The sequence below is a fragment of the Curvibacter sp. APW13 genome, from assembly GCF_032337135.1.
Lineage (GTDB): Bacteria > Pseudomonadota > Gammaproteobacteria > Burkholderiales > Burkholderiaceae_C > Allorhodoferax.
The window spans coordinates 330,136-347,516 of the sequence record NZ_JAVXZZ010000001.1; the positions used below are offsets into that span (position 1 = coordinate 330,136).

Genomic DNA, 17,381 nt, shown 5'->3' on the forward strand with positions numbered 1-17,381 from the left:
GGGGAACTCGCAGGCAACCGGAGGCGGACCACTTGATGCGCGACAAGGGCCGTGCATAATGGACGCAGTTTAAAAATTTGGGGTTTGATTATGCTCGACCGGGACGGTTTTCGGCCCAATGTCGGTATTGTCTTAATCAACCAGAAGAATCAGGTATTTTGGGGCAAGCGCATACGCACGCACTCGTGGCAGTTTCCCCAAGGCGGCATCGACCGGGGCGAGACGCCCGAGCAGGCGATGTTCCGCGAGCTGCACGAGGAAATCGGCCTGGAGCCGAAGCACGTGAGTATCGTGGCCCGTACCCGAGACTGGTTGCGTTACGAGGTACCCGACCGCTACATCCGCCGCGACGCCCGCGGCCATTACAAAGGCCAGAAGCAGATCTGGTTCCTGCTGCAACTCGTGGGCAACGACTGGGACCTGAACCTGCGCGCCACCAGCCACCCCGAGTTCGACGCCTGGCGCTGGAACGACTATTGGGTACCGCTGGATTCGGTGATCGAATTCAAGCGTGGCGTCTATGAGATGGCATTGACCGAGCTAGCGCGTTTCCTGCCGCGCACGGAAGGGCGTGGCGGCCGTTTTCTTCGCCACGGTCCACGCAACTCCATGGAACACACCGGGGATCGCCATCGATCGGTATTGCCATTGCATGGGCGGGTCGAGTTGCCTCCCGGTGGTTCGATGGATCCCGATCCCATGGCCCACGCAGAGGGCCGCAAGCAATGAAAAGCGAATATCTGCGACACGTCGGCGGCGCGCTTCTGGCCTTGCTGGGCCTAACCCTGTCCGTGCAGGCCGCTCCCAACAACAATTACGTGCCAGAAGTGGAATGGGTCGAGGCTGCGGTACCGCCCGCTCCCGCCTTCCAGCCCAGTGGTGGTCTGGCCATTGCCATGCCCTTGCACGTCAGCGTGAAAGTTGCTGTCGATCCCAGTACCGTGGTCATTGGCAGTGACGGCGTGGTTCGCTACGTGGCATACATGACCAACCAAAGCGGGTCGATTAGCGCGGTTTACGAGGGTATTCGCTGCCCTACCGACGAAGTGAAGACCTATGCGCGCTGGAACCAGAGCAATGGCTGGTTGCCGATAGCCGAACCGGTGTGGAAAGAGATCAACTCCAACCTTCCGTCCAAGCACGCCTTTGCCATTGCCCGCCAGGGTGCCTGCGATGTCCGCTTACCCCGCAGCTCGGTAGCGGAAATTCTTGGCGCCCTCAAGCGGGGAGCACCGCTGCGCTGAGCTTGCCAAGGCCGCCTGTGGCGGCCAAGCGGTATTGGCATCGCCCCCTTGGCCTCAGCGGCAAGGGCACAATGGGTTCTTAACGGGCCAGTACGAGATTGTCGCGGTGCACCATCTCCGGCTCGGCCGCATAACCCAGCAGCCGGGCAAATTCCGTGGACGACTTTCGGCAAATCAGGCGCGCCTCGGCGCTGGCGTAGTTCGCCAGGCCACGGCCAATTTCCATGCCAGCGCCATCGCGAATGGCAATGACATCGCCGCGGGAGAAGTCACCCTCTACCGTCACCATGCCAATCGGCAACAGGCTCTTGCCCTCATCGCGGAGTTTGGCCACGGCACCGTCATCCACCGTTACGGAGCCACGCAGTTGCAGATGGTCCGCCATCCACTGCTTGCGAGCCTGGGTCTTCTGGGTAGGCGCTATCAGCAAAGTACCAATGGCATCACCCTGCGTCAGGCGGATCAGGGCGTCGGGCTCGCGGCCCCAGGCAATGACGGTCGAAGCTCCGGACCCCGCCGCCCGCTTCGCGGCCAGAATCTTGGTCAGCATGCCACCACGGCCAATGCTCGAACCCGCACCACCGGCCATGGCCTCCAATGTCGCATCACCAGCCTGGGCCTCGTGCACGAACTCGGCCTCGGGATGCTTGCGTGGGTCTGCGGTGTACAGGCCCTTCTGGTCGGTCAGGATCACCAGGGCATCGGCCTCCACCAGGTTGGCCACCAGCGCACCCAGGGTGTCGTTGTCTCCGAACTTGATCTCGTCGTTGACCACGGTATCGTTTTCGTTGATGACCGGCACCACGCCGAGCATGAGCAGGGTCAGCAGCGTGGAGCGCGCATTGAGGTAGCGTTCGCGGTCCGCCAGGTCAGCATGGGTCAGCAGCACCTGTGCCGATCCCAGATCGTTGGCGCGCAGCTTGGTTTCGTACATCTGGGCCAAACCCATCTGCCCCACGGCGGCGGCGGCCTGCAGTTCCTGGATTTCTGTCGGTCGGCTCGACCAGCCCAGACGCTTCATGCCTTCCGCGATGGCACCACTGGACACCATGATCACCTCGCGCCCGTCGCGCATCAGATGGGCCATCTGCCGGCACCATTCACCAATGGCCTGCTCATCCAATCCCCGCCCCTCGTTGGTCACGAGGCTGGAGCCCACCTTGATCACGATGCGGCGTGCGTCCCGCAGCACCGTAGAACTGAACTTCTTGTGCATCATTTCCGCCACTAGCCCTCTTCGATACTGCGTAGGCCGCTACTCAAACCATAGCGAATTAACCATCCCATGGTCAGGGCTGGGCATCCGGTGCAAAGCGGGGATCCACCTCGACCGTCACCTGCTCCGCCACCTGCTGCGCCTTCACATGCTTGTAGATCTCGCGAATCAAGGGCTCGCACCCCTCTCGCGTGAGCGCCGAAATCTCGAACACCGGCCCCTTGTACTTGAAGCGCTTCACAAAGTCCTTGACCAGGGCTTCGCGCTGCTCAAGGGGCACCATGTCCAACTTGTTGAGCACCAGCCAGCGCGGCTTCTTGTACAAGGCCTCGTCGTATTTCTTCAGTTCGTTGACGATCGCCTTGGCCTGGGCCACGGTATCCACGGACTCATCGAAAGGTGCTGCGTCCACCACATGCAGCAGCAGACGCGTGCGCTGCAAATGGCGCAAGAACTGGTGCCCCAGCCCCGCGCCTTCGGAGGCGCCTTCGATCAGGCCCGGAATATCCGCGACGACAAAGCTCTGCTCCGGCCCGACGCGTACCACCCCGAGGTTGGGGTGCAGGGTCGTGAAGGGGTAGTCGGCAATCTTGGGGCGGGCGTTGGAAACCGCTGCAATGAACGTCGACTTGCCCGCATTGGGCATGCCCAGCAGGCCCACGTCAGCCAGTACCTTCAGTTCCAGCTTGAGGCTGCGGCGCTCGCCCGGCCAGCCCGGCGTCTTCTGCCGCGGCGCCCGATTGATGGCACTCTTGAAACGCAGGTTGCCGAATCCGCCGTCGCCACCCTTGGCAATGGTGATGACTTCGCCCGGATGCAGCAGTTCAAACAGCACCTCACCCGTTTCCGCGTCCGAGATGATTGTCCCGACGGGCATTTTCAGGGTGATGTCGTCGCCTGCGGCACCGAACATGTCGGAACCCATGCCATGCTCACCGCGCTTGGCCTCGTAGCGACGCGCGTATCGATAGTCCACCAAGGTATTGAGGCTCGGATCTGCGACGGCAAACACGTGCCCACCCCGACCTCCATCGCCACCGTTGGGGCCACCGAATTCCTTGTACTTCTCGTGCCGGAACGAGACGCAGCCATTGCCACCATCTCCTGCGGCGATGTCGATGAATGCTTCGTCAACGAATTTCATGGCAATGTCCCGTTCAAAAATGAAAAACCCCGCGCGAAGGGCGCAGGGTTTTGCCTGAGAGCATGGTGCTGCGGATTAGGCCGCGGTCACGCTCACAGTGTGCTTGTTCAGCGCGCCCTTCACAGCGAACGACACATGGCCGTCGACCAAGGCAAACAAGGTGTGGTCCACGCCCACGCCCACGTTGGCGCCGGGATGGAACTTGGTACCGCGCTGGCGAACGATGATGGAACCTGCAGTGACGAGCTCGCCACCGAATGCCTTCACGCCGAGCATCTTGGGCTTGGAATCGCGCCCGTTACGCGTAGAGCCGCCGCCTTTTTTCTGTGCCATGACCTAAGCTCCTTAAGCAGAAATCGCACCGATTTGCAGTTCGGTGAACTGCTGACGGTGACCTTGGTGCTTCGCGTAGTGCTTACGACGGCGCAGCTTGAAGATGCGCACTTTGTCGTGCTTGCCGTGCGAAACGACAGTGGCTTTAACAGTAGCACCGGACACCAAGGGCGTGCCCACCTTGAGCTCAGCGCCGTTACCCACAGCGAGAACCTGGTCGATCACGATTTCCTGGCCTACGTCCGCAGCAATCTGTTCTACTTTGATTTTTTCGCCAGCAGCAACGCGATATTGCTTGCCACCGGTTTTTATGACCGCGTACATGTGAACCTCTTAAAACGAAGAATCCGCACGAAGGTATTTCGCGCAGAGCCCGAGATTCTACCATGCAGGCTTTGCCATGGCAAGTTGCTTCACCCAGAGCCAGGGCGTGGACACAAAGGCTTTCTATAATTAGGCCCAAACATCTAACCGGATTCCACGCCTTGCAATCCCCCGCCACCGCCACCGCCACCGCCGCCGCCGGACTCTCCCTGATCGCGCCCGACATGCTCGAAGTCGACCGCGTGATCTCCCAGCGCCTGTCGTCCGATGTTCCCCTGGTGGGCAGCGTATCGCAGTACATCATTGCCGCGGGTGGCAAGCGCCTGCGCCCCGCGCTGCTGCTGCTGTGCTGCGGCGCTCTGGGCTATACCGGCACTCAGCGGTTCAATCTGGCCGCAGTCGTCGAGTTCATCCACACCGCAACCCTGCTGCACGACGATGTGGTGGACGAGTCCATGCTGCGGCGCGGCAATTCCACCGCCAATGCCAAGTTCGGAAACCCCGCCAGCGTGCTGGTCGGTGACTTCCTGTACTCCAGGGCCTTCCAGATGATGGTGGAAGCGCAGAGCATGCGCATCATGGAGGTTCTGGCCGACGCCACCAACGTTATCGCCGAAGGCGAGGTCATGCAGCTGATGAACATGCACAACGCCGAACTCACGGAGTCGGGCTACCTGCAAGTCATCCGATCCAAAACCGCCAAGCTGTTCGAAGCCAGTGCGCGCGTCGGAGCCCTGCTGTCGGGCGCCACGCCAGCCCAAGAGCAGGCCTGCGCCGACTACGGCCAGGCCTTGGGAACTGCCTTCCAGGTGATCGACGATGTCCTGGACTATGCAGGCGATGCCGCGGTGATGGGGAAGAACCTGGGGGACGACCTGCGTGAAGGCAAGACCACGCTACCCTTGATCGCCGCCATGAAACGGGCTGACCCACAGGATGCGGCTTTGATCCGTCATGCGATCGAACACGGTGAGCTGGACCAATTGGAGAATGTCGTACGCATCGTTCGCGGCACCGGGGCACTGGACGTCGCGCGCGATGCAGCGCGCAAGGAAGCCGAACGGGCCGCACAGGCTGCGGAGCAACTTCCCGCAAATTCCTACCAAGAGTGTTTGCTACAATTGACAGCAAAATCATTGCAACGCGACCACTGAGACAGTCGGCGCCGACGCAAATAGCACCGCGGGGTGTAGCTTAGCCTGGTAGAGCGCTACGTTCGGGACGTAGAGGCCGGAGGTTCGAATCCTCTCACCCCGACCACTTTCTGCCCCCCCGCGCCTTCCCTCGCTTTGTATCAATGTGTATGCTTTACCCTAAAGCAGCTATACACTCGGGCTAAGCCTGTAGGCACCAGCCATTTTTTGGTGGATGATTGCCCACAACTAGCAGGGAAAACAGGCAGACAAACACATGGCCGTATCTGACGCAGTTTCAAAGGACGCCCCAGGCATCGCCTTGCCGGGCGTGGGAAGAGCCTTGGTGGCCGCGGGCAAATTGGGCCAGCGCGCGGCTGAAGAGGTCTACAAGAAAGCGATCGCTGGAAAGAAGAGCTTCGTTGCGGAGCTGGTCGGTTCGGGTGCAGTGTCCGCCTCCGATGTGGCCCACACGCTGTCCGAAGCGTTTGCGTTGCCGCTGCTGGATCTCAATGCCATCGATACGCAGAAGTTGCCCAAGGGTCTGCTGGACGGAAAGATCAGTGGCGATTACCGCATCCTGGCATTGAGCAAGCGCGGTAATCGTTTGGTTCTGGCCACTGCCGACCCTTCAGACCAAACCGCGACGGAGAAAATCCGGTTTTCCACCCAGCTTGCCGTTGACTGGGTCGTCGCGGAATACGACAAGCTCTCCAAGCTGGTTGATGCGGCATCCACCAGTGCAACCGAAGCGGTAGAGGACATCATCGGTGGGGACTTCGAATTCGACGAGACCGCTGCCGAAGCTGTAGTCGACGACCAGGCCGCCCCATCCTCTGAGGTCGAGGATGCGCCGGTTGTACGTTTCCTGCACAAGATGCTGATGGATGCCTTCAGCATGCGTGCCTCCGACCTGCACTTCGAGCCCTACGAACACAATTACCGTGTACGTTTCCGCATCGACGGCGAGCTCAGGGAAATCGCTAGCCCGCCTATTGCCATCAAAGACAAGCTCGCGTCCCGGATCAAGGTGATCTCACGCATGGACATCTCGGAAAAGCGGGTCCCGCAGGATGGTCGCATGAAGCTCAAAGTCGGCCCGGATCGGGTGATCGACTTCCGCGTCAGCACGCTGCCCACACTGTTTGGCGAAAAGATCGTGATCCGTATCCTGGATCCGAGTAGCGCCAAGCTGGGCATCGATGCCCTGGGGTATGAGCCTGAGGAAAAGGAGCGACTGCTCCATGCCATCGGTCGCCCCTACGGCATGGTGCTGGTCACTGGGCCCACAGGTTCGGGCAAGACCGTTTCGCTCTACACCTGCCTAAATCTGCTGAACCAGCCTGGCGTCAACATTGCCACGGCAGAAGATCCCTCGGAAATCAACCTGCCGGGTGTGAACCAGGTCAACGTCAATGAGAAGGCCGGCTTGACCTTCGCAGCGGCACTCAAGTCCTTCCTGCGCCAAGACCCCGACATCATCATGGTCGGCGAAATCCGAGATCTGGAAACCGCAGACATTTCCATCAAGGCGGCACAAACCGGTCACTTGGTGCTGTCCACGCTGCACACCAACGACGCGCCGACCACACTGACCCGCATGCGAAATATGGGCATCGCGCCCTTCAACATCGCGTCCAGCGTGATCCTGATCACGGCGCAACGTCTAGCCCGGCGCCTATGCACCAATTGCAAGGCCCCAGCCGACATTCCACGCAGTTCGCTACTGGATGCTGGATTCAAGGAGTCCGAGATTGACGGAAGTTGGAAACCGTACCGGGCAGTCGGCTGCAACATGTGCAATAACGGCTATAAAGGCCGGGTCGGTATCTACCAGGTGATGCCTGTGAGCGAGGAGATTCAGAAAATCATCCTCCGCGATGGTAGCGCCATGGAAATTGCAGCGCAGTCCGAAGCTGAAGGGGTGCGCTCGTTGCGCCAGGCTGGGCTGCACAAGGTCAAGGTGGGACTGACTTCGCTGGAAGAAGTTCTGGCAGTCACCAACCTGTAATAACAAGAGGGCTTCATGGCGACACAGAAAAGCGCAACGGCCGCTGAGGTGGTCTACGAGTGGGAAGGCAAGGACCGCAACGGCAAGCAGGTGCGCGGCGAAACGCGCGCAGCCGGTGAGAACCAGGTCAAGGCCTACTTGCGGCGGCAGGGCGTGACACCGACGAAGATCAAGAAACGCCGCATGGGCTCCGGCAAGTCCATCAAGCCCAAAGACCTAGCCATCTTTACCCGCCAATTGGCAACCATGATGAAAGCGGGGGTTCCTCTACTGCAGGCCTTCGACATCGTGGGCCGCGGCAATCCCAACCCCAGCGTCACCAAACTGCTCAACGACATCCGCATGGACGTCGAAACAGGGACCGCACTCAGTGTGGCGTTTCGCAAATATCCCATCTATTTCGATAACCTGTACTGCAACCTTGTCGAAGCTGGAGAGTCCGCCGGTATCCTGGACCAGTTGCTGGATCGGCTGGCCGTCTACATGGAAAAGACCGAGGCGATCAAGTCCAAGATCAAATCGGCGCTCATGTACCCGATCTCCGTATTGATCGTGGCCTTCGTTGTGGTATCAGTGATCATGATTTTCGTGATCCCGTCCTTTAAGCAGGTGTTCACTTCCTTTGGTGGGGAATTACCGGCACCGACCCTGTTCGTGATTGCCATGAGCGAGTTCTTCATTCAGTACTGGTACTTGATTTTTGGCGGCATCGGCGGCGGTGTGTACTACTTCCTGCAGGCATGGAAACGCAGCCCCAAGGTACAGGCCTTCATGGACCGCGCCTTGCTCAAGATGCCTATCTTTGGTGTCCTGGTCGACAAGTCCTGCGTAGCGCGCTGGACACGTACCTTGTCCACCATGTTTGCCGCTGGTGTGCCGCTAGTCGAAGCCTTGGACTCCGTCGGTGGTGCAGCCGGCAACATCGTGTATTCCGATGCCACGCAGAAGATCCAGCAAGAGGTTTCCACCGGAACATCGCTGACGGCGGCCATGTCCAACGCCAACCTCTTTCCGTCCATGGTGCTACAGATGTGCGCCATTGGCGAGGAGTCCGGTTCGATTGATCACATGCTCGGCAAGGCTGCCGACTTCTTCGAAGCGGAAGTCGATGACATGGTCGCAGGTATTTCCAGCCTGATGGAACCCATCATCATCGTGGTGCTCGGCACCGTCATCGGCGGCATTGTGGTCTCGATGTACCTGCCCATCTTCAAGCTGGGTCAGGTGGTTTGATGGATTGGAACAGCTACGCAGCCTACGGACTGTTCGTTCTGGGCCTGTTAATCGGAAGTTTCCTCAACGTCGTCATCCACCGTCTGCCTATCATGCTCGAGCGGGGGTGGCAACGCGAGTGCCGCGAGATGCTAGGCGCTGAGGTCAAAACGCCTCTGCCTGAGGAAAACCAAGACCCATTCAACCTCGTCGTACCCCGATCACGCTGCCCCCATTGCGGCCACGGCATCACCTGGTATGAAAACATCCCTATCGTGAGCTACGTGGCGTTGCGGGGGCGCTGCTCTGCCTGCCGTGCATCCATCAGCCCACGCTATCCGCTTGTGGAGCTGGTCACCGGGGGGCTTTTCGCGTGGTGCGGCCTGCGCTTCGGAGCCTCATCCGCAGCGCTGGCCTGGTGTGGTTTCTCTGCCGCCTTGCTCACACTGGCATTGATCGACTGGGACACCACGCTGCTGCCAGACGACATCACCCTGCCCTTGGTGTGGGCCGGACTGCTTGCCGCGCAGTGGGGCCTCAGCGGCCTATCGCTCAGCAATGCCCTGTGGGGAGCCGTTGCCGGCTACCTGTCCTTATGGTCGGTGTACTGGCTCTTCAAGTTGGCTACCGGAAAAGAGGGCATGGGCTATGGCGATTTCAAGCTGTTCGCCGCGCTGGGCGCATGGTTTGGCTGGGAAGCTCTGATCCCGATGATTCTCATGGCTTCGGTCATTGGCGCGCTGGTTGGCATCGCCATGAAGATCAACAGCCAGTTGCGCGAGGGCGGCTATGTTCCTTTCGGCCCGTTCCTGGCTGGGGCGGGGTTCGTCACGCTGGCATTCGGCACGGCAACGGTTCAGCGCGTGATCGGCCTTTAATCCCCTCACCACGTGATTCATCTCGGCGTCACTGGCGGCATTGGCAGCGGCAAGTCAACCGTGGCCGCCTTGCTGGCACGTCTATGCACAGGGGTCGTGCTTGACGCCGACCACATGGCCCGAGCTGTCACCTTATCTGGCGGGTCGGCCATTCCTGCGTTGCGAGCACGCTTTGGCGAGGCCATCGTCGGCGCGGATGGCGCCATGGACCGCGGCATCGCACGCCAGCGAGCCTTTGACGACCTGGCTTTTCGGGCCGAACTCGAAGCCATCATCCATCCGCTGGTTCAGCAGGAAATTGCCAACGCACAGGACGCAGCCCTGCGGCGTGGCTCCCGAGTATTCCTGTACGACATTCCCTTGCTGATCGAATCCAAGCACTGGCGTGCTCGTCTGGACCGTGTTCTTGTCGTGGATTGCTCCGCCGAAACGCAGATGGCCCGCGTGATCCAGCGCAGCGCATTGCCGCCGGCGCGAGTGAAGTCAATCATGCAGGCACAGGCTTCGCGTCAGCAGCGACTGGCGGGCGCTGACCTCGTACTCTTCAATGATGGCATCGGCCTGGCTGATTTGGAAAAACAGTGCCAACAAGTCTGTACCATACTTGGTTTGCACACATTAGCGAAAGATTCAGCGTGATTCTTTACGAGTACCCCTTCAACGAGCGCATTCGCACCTTCTTGCGGTTGGAGCACCTGTTCCTGAATCTCGGCACATTGATGGCGCGCACGGATGCGCTGGACCATCACTATGCACTGACCACCATGTTCGAAGTCATGGACGTGGGAGCACGCGCTGATCTCAAGGCCGACGTACTTAAGGACCTGGATCGCCAAAAGCAGGTGCTCAATGGCTATCGCGGGAACCCTGCCATCGCAGAAAGCATGCTGGACCACGTGATCGGGCAACTCGAGCGCTGCTTCACTAACCTCAATAGCCAGCCGGGCAAAGCCGGCCAGTCGCTGACCGAGAACGATTGGCTCATGGGCATCCGTAGCCGTGTAGGTATTCCCGGGGGTACCTGCGAATTTGACTTGCCGGCCTATTACGCTTGGCAGTACAAGCCCGCTGCGTCACGCCAGCAAGACCTGCAAGCTTGGGCTGCCACGCTGGCGCCGCTGGCTGAAGCGATTCAGTTGCTTCTCAAGCTACTGCGTGACTCTGGATCACCGCAAAAGGTGGCCGCCAATGGTGGGCAATACCAGCAGAACCTGCCGGCGGGGCGAACCTTCCAGCTGCTGCGCTTGGTCATCGACCCCGAGCTGGGCCTGATCCCAGAGATCAGCGGCAATCGCCTGATGGTCTCGATCCGATTGATGCAGCAGGGTGAGGACAATCGCAACCACAGCACCCAGTCGGATGCCGCTTTCGAACTCACGCTGTGCGCGTGATGCTGATGCCCATAAGACTCGTCAGCCCAGAAATGCGGAAAAATCTGCCGTAATCCTTACCAATACTACGCACTTAGCTATAACACTTATAGCAACCGATTGCGCGGTGTACGATCAGTCCCGGGCCAGCCAGTCCAGCACTGGGATCGTCCCGGGCAAGATGGGGTGGACCTGAACGGGTAAGGACTGCCACGCGCAGTCTTGCCCTTCAAGCATGCGCAGCTCACCGTCCCAGCGCAGTACCCGGCAGAAGTGCAAGCGCACCAGCGCATGGGGGTAGTCCACCAGAAGCGTCTTCCACGGAAGCGCTTCCCTCACCTGGATGCCGATTTCCTCAGCCAACTCACGCGACAGGGCACTGACGACGTCCTCTCCGGCTTCCAGCTTGCCACCCGGAAATTCCCAATAGCCAGCGTACGCCTTGCCCGGCGGACGGGTGCATAGCAAGAAGCGTCCATCGGACTGCAGCAGCATTCCAACAGCCACATCAATGGGCGCACGCGCGTTGTCTGGCCGCACGATGTCGGCATCCACCACCAACAAAGACGACTCAGGCGCGCTGTTGCCCATGGCGACCTGCATAGTCTCGCGCAAACTGGTAGGCCACCCGACCACTGCGCGAGCCGCGCTCCAGAGCCCACACCAAAGCATCGGCGTGGGCCTGGGTCGATGCTTCAGGGCTCACCCCATAGCCGACCAGCCACTGGTCCACAATGCGCAGGTATTCCTCTTGGCTGAAGGGGTAGAAGCTCACCCACAGACCAAAGCGCTCGGAGAGCGAAATCTTTTCCTCCACCACTTCCCCAGGGTGGATTTCTCCATCCGCGGTGTGCTTGTAGCTCAGGTTCTCCGACTGGTATTCCGGCAGCAGGTGGCGCCGGTTGCTCGTAGCCACCACCAGCACGTTCGGGGTGGCGGCTGCCACCGAGCCATCGAGTATGGACTTCAGCGCCTTGTACCCGGCCTCGCCCTCTTCAAAGCTCAGGTCATCGCAGAACACCAGGAACTTTTCGGGCCGCTGAGCCACCAGTTCGACAATGTCGGGCAAATCCAGCAGATCGGCCTTGTCGACTTCGATAAGCCGCAGTCCCTGCGCAGCAAAGGCATGCAAGCAGGCCCGAACCAAGGAAGACTTACCGGTGCCGCGCGCCCCGGTCAACAACACGTTGTTTGCTGGCAACCCCTGCACGAACTGGGCCGTATTGCGAAAGATCTTCTCTTTCTGGGCATCGATTTCCCGCAGCTGGTCGGCATCGATGCGCCCCACATGCCGTACCGGCATCAACGCGGCATGGCCGCTGCGGCGGCGGTGGTAGCGAAAGGCGATGGACTGGCTCCAATCCGGCTCAGCAATGCCATGCGGCATCGCGGCTTCCATGCGGTCCATGAACTGCAGGGCGCGGTGGATAAAACGCAGCCAATCGGTTTCCATCATGCAGCCAGTGTCAAGCCTCGTTCAGGAGCGGTAATCTGCGTTGATGGTGACGTAGTCGTGGCTCAGGTCGCAGGTCCACACCGTGTCCACGGCCTGGCCGCGACCAAGCCCCACGCGGATGGTGATTTCGCTCTGCTTCATCACGCGTTGACCGTCTTCCTCACGGTATTGGGGGTTGCGTCCACCGGCCGTGACCACATGCACATCATCCAGGTGCAATTCGATCTGTGTCTGGTCCAGGTCGGCAATGCCGGCATAGCCGACCGCGGCCAAGATGCGCCCCAGGTTCGGGTCACTGGCGAAAAACGCCGTCTTCACCAAGGGGGAATGGGCAATCGCATAGGCCACCTGGCGGCACTCTTCAGTGTTGCGCCCACCTTCGACGCGGATGGTGATGAACTTGGTTGCGCCTTCGCCGTCACGGACGATGGCATGCGCGAGCTCTTGTGCCACCTCCACCAAGGCCTGGCGCAGGACAACGGCCTCCGCGCTGGTTTCCGAATCGACTACCGGGTTTCCAGCCTGGTTCGTTGCCACCAGCACGAAGGAATCGTTGGTTGACGTATCTCCGTCGATGGTGATGCGATTGAAGGACTGGTCGGCCAGCGAGCGCACCAGTGCATTCAGCACCGCGGGAGCAATACAGGCGTTGGTCGCCACAAAGCCCAGCATGGTGGCCATGTTCGGGCGAATCATGCCCGCGCCCTTGCTGATGCCAGTGACCACGACTTCGCGATCACCGAGACGCACGGTCCGCGATGCTGCCTTGGGTTGGGTGTCGGTGGTCATGATCGCCTGGGCGGCGTCGAACCATCGGTCTGGATGAGCGCCATCGATGGCGTCGCCCAGACGATCGATGATCTTCTGCACCGGCAACTGTTCCATGATGACGCCGGTCGAGAACGGAAGCACCTGCTCAGACGCTACGCCCAATCGTGCGGAGAGCGCCTCACAGGTACGCTTGGCATTGGCCATGCCTTCTGCCCCTGTACCGGCATTGGCGTTGCCCGTGTTGACGACGATGGCACGAATACCCTTGCCTGCAGCCAGGTGATCACGGCACACCTGCACCGGGGCGGCACAGAACCGGTTCTGGGTGAAGACACCCGCCACGTGGGCGCCCTCGTCCAGCAGTATCACGCACAGGTCCGTGCGCCCCACTTTGCGTACCCCCGCTTGCGCGGTGCCAATGCGTACCCCAGGCACAGCGGCCAAGGCACTACTCACAGGAATCGGAAGATTGACGGGCATAGGAATTCCAAAGGTTCAGGACAGCTTGCCGTGGCACTGCTTGTATTTCTTGCCGCTGCCGCAGGGGCAGGGATCGTTGCGCCCCACACGGGGAACATCGGAGGCTGACGGACCCGCGGCACTGGTGACCGCAGCGCCGGATTCATCGGGTGCGGTATAGGTGACATTGGCAATGTGCTCGGCCTTCTCTTCCATCGCTTCCGCGGCCTGCGCAATCTGCTCATTCGACTGGATGCGAACGGTCATCAGCACCTTCGTCACTTCGTTCTTGACCGCATCGAGCATCTGGCCAAAGAGCTCGAACGCCTCGCGCTTGTACTCCTGCTTGGGCTGCTTCTGTGCATAGCCACGCAGGTGAATACCCTGGCGCAGGTAGTCCAGCGCGCTCAGGTGGTCGCGCCAGTGCGTGTCCAGGCTCTGCAGCAATACCATGCGCTCGAACTGGGTGAAGCTCTCGGTTCCCACCAGTTCCACCTTGGCGGCGAAGTGCGCATGGGCGGCGGCGACGACGGCTTGGACAATGTCGTCGTCTGCGATCGCAGTTGCCGCACTGACCTTGCCCGCCAGATCCAGGTTCAGCTGCCACTCGTCCGCCAGGACTTTCTGCAAGGCTGCGATGTCCCATTGCTCTTCGACGGATTCGGCGGGTACGTACTGTCGCACCAGGTCTTCGAAGCAGCCTTCGCGCAGGGCGGCTACCTGTGCATCGAGATCTGCGGCGTCGAGGATGGCATTGCGCTGCTGGTAAATCACCTTGCGCTGGTCATTGGCCACGTCATCGTATTCGAGCAGCTGCTTGCGCATGTCGAAGTTGCGTGCCTCCACCTTGCGCTGCGCGCTCTCGATGCTGCGCGTCACGATGCCGGCCTCGATGGCTTCGCCTTCGGGCATCTTCAGCCGATCCATGATGGCCTTGACGCGATCACCGGCAAAGATGCGCATCAGCGCGTCATCAAGGCTCAGGTAGAAACGCGACGAACCCGGGTCACCCTGGCGCCCCGAACGACCGCGCAGCTGGTTGTCGATACGGCGCGACTCGTGCCGCTCGGTCGCAATGATGCGCAGACCACCAAGCGCCTTGACCTTCTCGTGGTCTGTCTTCCAGCGGTCCTTGATATCGGCGATTCGTGCCTGTTTTTGCTCGTTGGTCAGGCTCTCGTCGGCCTCGATCGCTTCCACTGCCTTCTCGATGCTGCCGCCCAACACAATGTCGGTACCGCGGCCGGCCATGTTGGTGGCAATGGTGATCATCTTCTCGCGCCCGGCCTGGGCAACGATGTCGGCCTCCCTGGCATGCTGCTTGGCGTTGAGCACCTGGTGCGGCAGCTTTTCCTTCTCGAGCAAGCGCGCGATGATTTCCGAGTTTTCGATCGACGTGGTACCTACCAGCACCGGTTGTCCGCGCTCGTAACACTCACGGATGTCAGCGATCGCCGCGGTGTATTTTTCCGCTGTCGTCTTGTAGACGCGATCCAACTGGTCTTCGCGCTTGCTCACGCGGTTGGGCGGAATCACCACCGTCTCCAGGCCATAGATCTCCTGGAATTCGTAGGCCTCGGTATCCGCCGTTCCGGTCATGCCCGCGAGCTTGGAGTAGAGGCGGAAATAGTTCTGGAACGTGATCGACGCCATGGTCTGGTTTTCCGCCTGGATCGCCACGCCTTCCTTGGCTTCGACCGCTTGATGCAGCCCATCGCTCCAGCGGCGCCCCGTCATCAGGCGCCCCGTGAATTCGTCCACGATGACAATTTCGCCCTGTTGCACGACATAGTGCTGGTCGCGCAGGTAGATGTGGTGGGCTCTCAGCGAGGCGTAGAGATGATGCACTAGCGTGATATTGGCCGGGTCATACAGTGACGCCCCTGCGGGGATCAATCCCAGTTCGGCAAAAATGCGTTCCGCTGTCTCATGCCCCTGCTCCGTCAGGAACACCTGGTGGCTCTTTTCGTCGACCGTGAAATCCCCGGGTTTCGTCACACCCTCACCCGTACGCGGGTCCGCCTCGCCTTCTTGGCGCACCAGGCGGGGGGCCACCTTGTTGATGGCCAGGTACAGGTCGGTGTGGTCCTCCGCCTGACCGCTGATGATCAAGGGGGTACGCGCTTCGTCGATGAGGATCGAATCCACCTCGTCAACGATGGCGTAATTCAGTTTGCGCTGTACACGGTCTGCGGTTTCGTAGACCATGTTGTCACGCAGATAGTCAAAACCGTACTCGTTGTTGGTACCGTAAGTGATATCTGCGTTGTAGGCCGCCTGCTTTTGCTCGCGCGACATCTGTGGCAGATTCACACCGACCGTCAAACCCAGGAAGTTGTAGAGGCGGCCCATCCAGGCCGCGTCGCGGTTGGCCAGGTAGTCGTTCACCGTCACCACGTGCACACCCTGCCCTGACAGGGCATTGAGGTAGACAGCCAGCGTCGCTGTCAGCGTCTTGCCCTCACCGGTGCGCATTTCGGCGATCTTGCCCTGGTGCAGAGCCATGGCACCTATCAACTGCACGTCAAAGTGACGCATCTTCATGACCCGCTTGGAGGCTTCACGCACCACGGCAAAAGCTTCCGGCATCAGCGCATCGAGTGATTCGCCTTGTGCGATCCGGTTCCGGAACTCCTGGGTCTTGCCTTGAAGCTGTTCGTCACTCAGGGCCGCCGTGCGGTCTTCCAGCGCGTTGACCTTGGCAGCGACGGCCCGGTATTGTTTCAGAAGACGGTCGTTGCGACTGCCGAAAATCTTGGTGAGGAAATTTGTGGCCATGAATCAGAGGTATTCGCAGGCAGTCCGGAGCAACCGCCTGGCTAACAGTCCCGCGACTGGGTAGATGGGAACGCCCCTGCCGCCTTCAAGGCCGCAGGGATAACCGTTCATTTTACTGCGGCAATTCGGCTACCCGCGTTGAGAAAGCGTTGAGGATCCTGCGGTACCCCATTGACGAGCACCTCAAAATGCAGGTGGGGTCCGGTGGAACGCCCGCTGGTACCAACGTCAGCGATGTGCTGACCGCGCTTGACCAGATCACCCTTCTTCACATAGACCTTGGAAGCGTGGGCATAACGGCTGATCAGGGCATTGCCATGGTCAATTTCCACCATGTTCCCGTATTGTGGATGAAACTCCTGCGTCACGACTCCCCCCCCCGCGGCGGCCACGATCGGCGTTCCGACTGCAGCCGAAAAGTCCAGACCTGTGTGCAGTGCCGATTGGGCCGTGATGGGATCGATGCGCCAGCCAAAGAGCGACCCGAGGTTGGCCTGCGCGACCGGTTGCTGGGTAGGAATCATCATCTTCTTGACCTTCTGCTCCACCAACCGCGACTCGACTGCAGTCAACCAATCCACTTCGGCATTAGTGCTCCCATCCACAGCCTCTACCAGCCGCGCCAACTCTTCCAGGCTGAGGTCATGGGACAGTACCAGCGCGCCACCCGAGCCTGGTGGTGTCTGGAAATCCGGTTTGGGCATGCCCGCGAGCGAGGACACGCGCTCGCCCAGAGACTCCAGTTGGCGCAGCTTCGCCTGCATTTCGCCGGTGCGACGCGCCAGAACTTCGATGTTTTCCTTCAGGAAGCGGTCGCGCTGGGCGAACTCATCCTTCACCACGATACGCACCAAGGTACCGATGATGGGCCAGCCCTCACGCGCGCCCTTGAGGAAGATCCAGTGGTACATGAATGCCGATGCCAGCATCAGGGCGAATGCACAGGCAATGAAGAAACCGATCAGCTTCAGTCCGCTGAGATGAAAGGCACGGGTCTTTGCGAGCCACGTGTCCGTGATAATCACCTGCATCCGCTTTCCCCACACTGTTGA

Annotated in this window: 17 protein-coding genes and 1 tRNA gene; 9 read left to right on the forward strand and 9 right to left on the reverse strand. The window is 60.4% G+C overall.

Going from position 1 to position 17,381, the window contains the following annotated elements:
- Positions 1-90 precede the first annotated feature (90 nt).
- Both RQP54_RS01455 and RQP54_RS01460 read left to right on the forward strand, forming a co-directional pair.
- Positions 91-729, forward strand: a complete 639-nt coding sequence (locus tag RQP54_RS01455) for an RNA pyrophosphohydrolase (RefSeq protein ID WP_315676393.1) — start codon at positions 91-93, stop codon at positions 727-729.
- Positions 726-1,244 carry a CNP1-like family protein gene (locus RQP54_RS01460; RefSeq protein ID WP_315676394.1) on the forward strand — a complete coding sequence of 173 codons (519 nt, stop codon included), beginning with the start codon at positions 726-728 and terminating at the stop codon, positions 1,242-1,244. Before RQP54_RS01455 ends, RQP54_RS01460 begins: the two co-directional genes overlap by 4 nt.
- Positions 1,245-1,323: 79 nt before the next feature.
- Here RQP54_RS01460 and proB read toward each other — a convergent pair whose 3' ends face one another.
- The 4 genes from proB to rplU all read right to left on the reverse strand — a co-directional run bounded on the left by proB (position 1,324) and on the right by rplU (position 4,261).
- Positions 1,324-2,460, reverse strand: coding sequence for a glutamate 5-kinase (gene proB, locus RQP54_RS01465; protein ID WP_315676395.1), 1,137 nt, complete (start codon positions 2,458-2,460; stop codon positions 1,324-1,326).
- A 73-nt stretch (positions 2,461-2,533) separates the two neighbouring features.
- Positions 2,534-3,604, reverse strand: a complete 1,071-nt coding sequence (gene cgtA, locus RQP54_RS01470; RefSeq protein ID WP_315676396.1) for an Obg family GTPase CgtA — start codon at positions 3,602-3,604, stop codon at positions 2,534-2,536.
- A gap of 75 nt (positions 3,605-3,679) precedes the next feature.
- Positions 3,680-3,937 carry a 50S ribosomal protein L27 gene (gene rpmA / locus RQP54_RS01475; RefSeq protein ID WP_315676397.1) on the reverse strand — a complete coding sequence of 86 codons (258 nt, stop codon included), beginning with the start codon at positions 3,935-3,937 and terminating at the stop codon, positions 3,680-3,682.
- 12 nt (positions 3,938-3,949) lie between these two features.
- Positions 3,950-4,261, reverse strand: a complete 312-nt coding sequence (rplU, locus tag RQP54_RS01480; RefSeq protein WP_315676398.1) for a 50S ribosomal protein L21 — start codon at positions 4,259-4,261, stop codon at positions 3,950-3,952.
- 224 nt (positions 4,262-4,485) lie between these two features.
- Between rplU and RQP54_RS01485 the strand changes: the two genes are divergently transcribed.
- The 7 genes from RQP54_RS01485 (at position 4,486) to zapD (ending at position 10,886) form a co-directional block, all read left to right on the forward strand.
- Positions 4,486-5,415, forward strand: coding sequence for a polyprenyl synthetase family protein (locus RQP54_RS01485; protein ID WP_315677730.1), 930 nt, complete (start codon positions 4,486-4,488; stop codon positions 5,413-5,415).
- A gap of 29 nt (positions 5,416-5,444) precedes the next feature.
- A tRNA-Pro gene (locus RQP54_RS01490) sits at positions 5,445-5,521 on the forward strand.
- A 150-nt stretch (positions 5,522-5,671) separates the two neighbouring features.
- On the forward strand, positions 5,672-7,405 hold the full coding sequence (pilB, locus tag RQP54_RS01495) for a type IV-A pilus assembly ATPase PilB (protein ID WP_315676399.1): 1,734 nt from the start codon (positions 5,672-5,674) through the stop codon (positions 7,403-7,405).
- Positions 7,406-7,420: 15 nt separating this feature from the next.
- Positions 7,421-8,638, forward strand: coding sequence for a type II secretion system F family protein (locus tag RQP54_RS01500; protein ID WP_315676400.1), 1,218 nt, complete (start codon positions 7,421-7,423; stop codon positions 8,636-8,638).
- The gene (locus RQP54_RS01505) at positions 8,638-9,495 is read left to right on the forward strand and encodes an A24 family peptidase (RefSeq protein ID WP_315676401.1); all 858 of its coding nucleotides are present in this window, start codon (positions 8,638-8,640) and stop codon (positions 9,493-9,495) included. The genes RQP54_RS01500 and RQP54_RS01505 overlap by 1 nt, the downstream gene beginning before the upstream one ends.
- A gap of 12 nt (positions 9,496-9,507) precedes the next feature.
- On the forward strand, positions 9,508-10,134 hold the full coding sequence (coaE, locus tag RQP54_RS01510) for a dephospho-CoA kinase (RefSeq protein WP_315676402.1): 627 nt from the start codon (positions 9,508-9,510) through the stop codon (positions 10,132-10,134).
- Complete coding sequence (zapD, locus tag RQP54_RS01515) at positions 10,131-10,886, forward strand: cell division protein ZapD (RefSeq protein ID WP_315676403.1); 756 nt, start codon at positions 10,131-10,133, stop codon at positions 10,884-10,886. The genes coaE and zapD overlap by 4 nt, the downstream gene beginning before the upstream one ends.
- A 114-nt stretch (positions 10,887-11,000) precedes the next feature.
- Here zapD and RQP54_RS01520 read toward each other — a convergent pair whose 3' ends face one another.
- The 5 genes from RQP54_RS01520 to RQP54_RS01540 all read right to left on the reverse strand — a co-directional run bounded on the left by RQP54_RS01520 (position 11,001) and on the right by RQP54_RS01540 (position 17,360).
- Positions 11,001-11,456 carry an NUDIX domain-containing protein gene (locus RQP54_RS01520; RefSeq protein WP_409997517.1) on the reverse strand — a complete coding sequence of 152 codons (456 nt, stop codon included), beginning with the start codon at positions 11,454-11,456 and terminating at the stop codon, positions 11,001-11,003.
- Positions 11,437-12,318, reverse strand: a complete 882-nt coding sequence (locus tag RQP54_RS01525; RefSeq protein WP_315677732.1) for an ATP-binding protein — start codon at positions 12,316-12,318, stop codon at positions 11,437-11,439. The genes RQP54_RS01520 and RQP54_RS01525 overlap by 20 nt, the downstream gene beginning before the upstream one ends.
- 24 nt (positions 12,319-12,342) lie before the next feature.
- Positions 12,343-13,572 (reverse strand): bifunctional glutamate N-acetyltransferase/amino-acid acetyltransferase ArgJ, encoded by a 1,230-nt coding sequence (gene argJ / locus RQP54_RS01530; RefSeq protein WP_315676404.1) that lies wholly within the window; start codon positions 13,570-13,572, stop codon positions 12,343-12,345.
- 15 nt (positions 13,573-13,587) lie between these two features.
- The gene (gene secA / locus RQP54_RS01535; protein WP_315676405.1) at positions 13,588-16,329 is read right to left on the reverse strand and encodes a preprotein translocase subunit SecA; all 2,742 of its coding nucleotides are present in this window, start codon (positions 16,327-16,329) and stop codon (positions 13,588-13,590) included.
- Between the two features lie 107 nt (positions 16,330-16,436).
- Complete coding sequence (locus RQP54_RS01540) at positions 16,437-17,360, reverse strand: M23 family metallopeptidase (RefSeq protein ID WP_315676406.1); 924 nt, start codon at positions 17,358-17,360, stop codon at positions 16,437-16,439.
- Between the last annotated feature and the right edge of the window lie 21 nt (positions 17,361-17,381).

Bases quoted from the DNA above. Each gene is read 5' to 3' on its own strand.
- RQP54_RS01500 (WP_315676400.1), top strand. From the start codon at position 7,421: ATGGCGACACAGAAAAGCGCAACGGCCGCTGAGGTGGTCTACGAGTGG.
- RQP54_RS01520 (WP_409997517.1), bottom strand. From the start codon at position 11,456: ATGGGCAACAGCGCGCCTGAGTCGTCTTTGTTGGTGGTGGATGCCGAC.
- pilB (WP_315676399.1), top strand. From the start codon at position 5,672: ATGGCCGTATCTGACGCAGTTTCAAAGGACGCCCCAGGCATCGCCTTG.
- RQP54_RS01505 (WP_315676401.1), top strand. From the start codon at position 8,638: ATGGATTGGAACAGCTACGCAGCCTACGGACTGTTCGTTCTGGGCCTG.
- proB (WP_315676395.1), bottom strand. From the start codon at position 2,460: ATGCACAAGAAGTTCAGTTCTACGGTGCTGCGGGACGCACGCCGCATC.
- cgtA (WP_315676396.1), bottom strand. From the start codon at position 3,604: ATGAAATTCGTTGACGAAGCATTCATCGACATCGCCGCAGGAGATGGT.
- RQP54_RS01460 (WP_315676394.1), top strand. From the start codon at position 726: ATGAAAAGCGAATATCTGCGACACGTCGGCGGCGCGCTTCTGGCCTTG.
- secA (WP_315676405.1), bottom strand. From the start codon at position 16,329: ATGGCCACAAATTTCCTCACCAAGATTTTCGGCAGTCGCAACGACCGT.
- RQP54_RS01540 (WP_315676406.1), bottom strand. From the start codon at position 17,360: ATGCAGGTGATTATCACGGACACGTGGCTCGCAAAGACCCGTGCCTTT.
- argJ (WP_315676404.1), bottom strand. From the start codon at position 13,572: ATGCCCGTCAATCTTCCGATTCCTGTGAGTAGTGCCTTGGCCGCTGTG.
- RQP54_RS01485 (WP_315677730.1), top strand. From the start codon at position 4,486: ATGCTCGAAGTCGACCGCGTGATCTCCCAGCGCCTGTCGTCCGATGTT.
- RQP54_RS01455 (WP_315676393.1), top strand. From the start codon at position 91: ATGCTCGACCGGGACGGTTTTCGGCCCAATGTCGGTATTGTCTTAATC.
- rplU (WP_315676398.1), bottom strand. From the start codon at position 4,261: ATGTACGCGGTCATAAAAACCGGTGGCAAGCAATATCGCGTTGCTGCT.
- RQP54_RS01525 (WP_315677732.1), bottom strand. From the start codon at position 12,318: ATGGAAACCGATTGGCTGCGTTTTATCCACCGCGCCCTGCAGTTCATG.
- rpmA (WP_315676397.1), bottom strand. From the start codon at position 3,937: ATGGCACAGAAAAAAGGCGGCGGCTCTACGCGTAACGGGCGCGATTCC.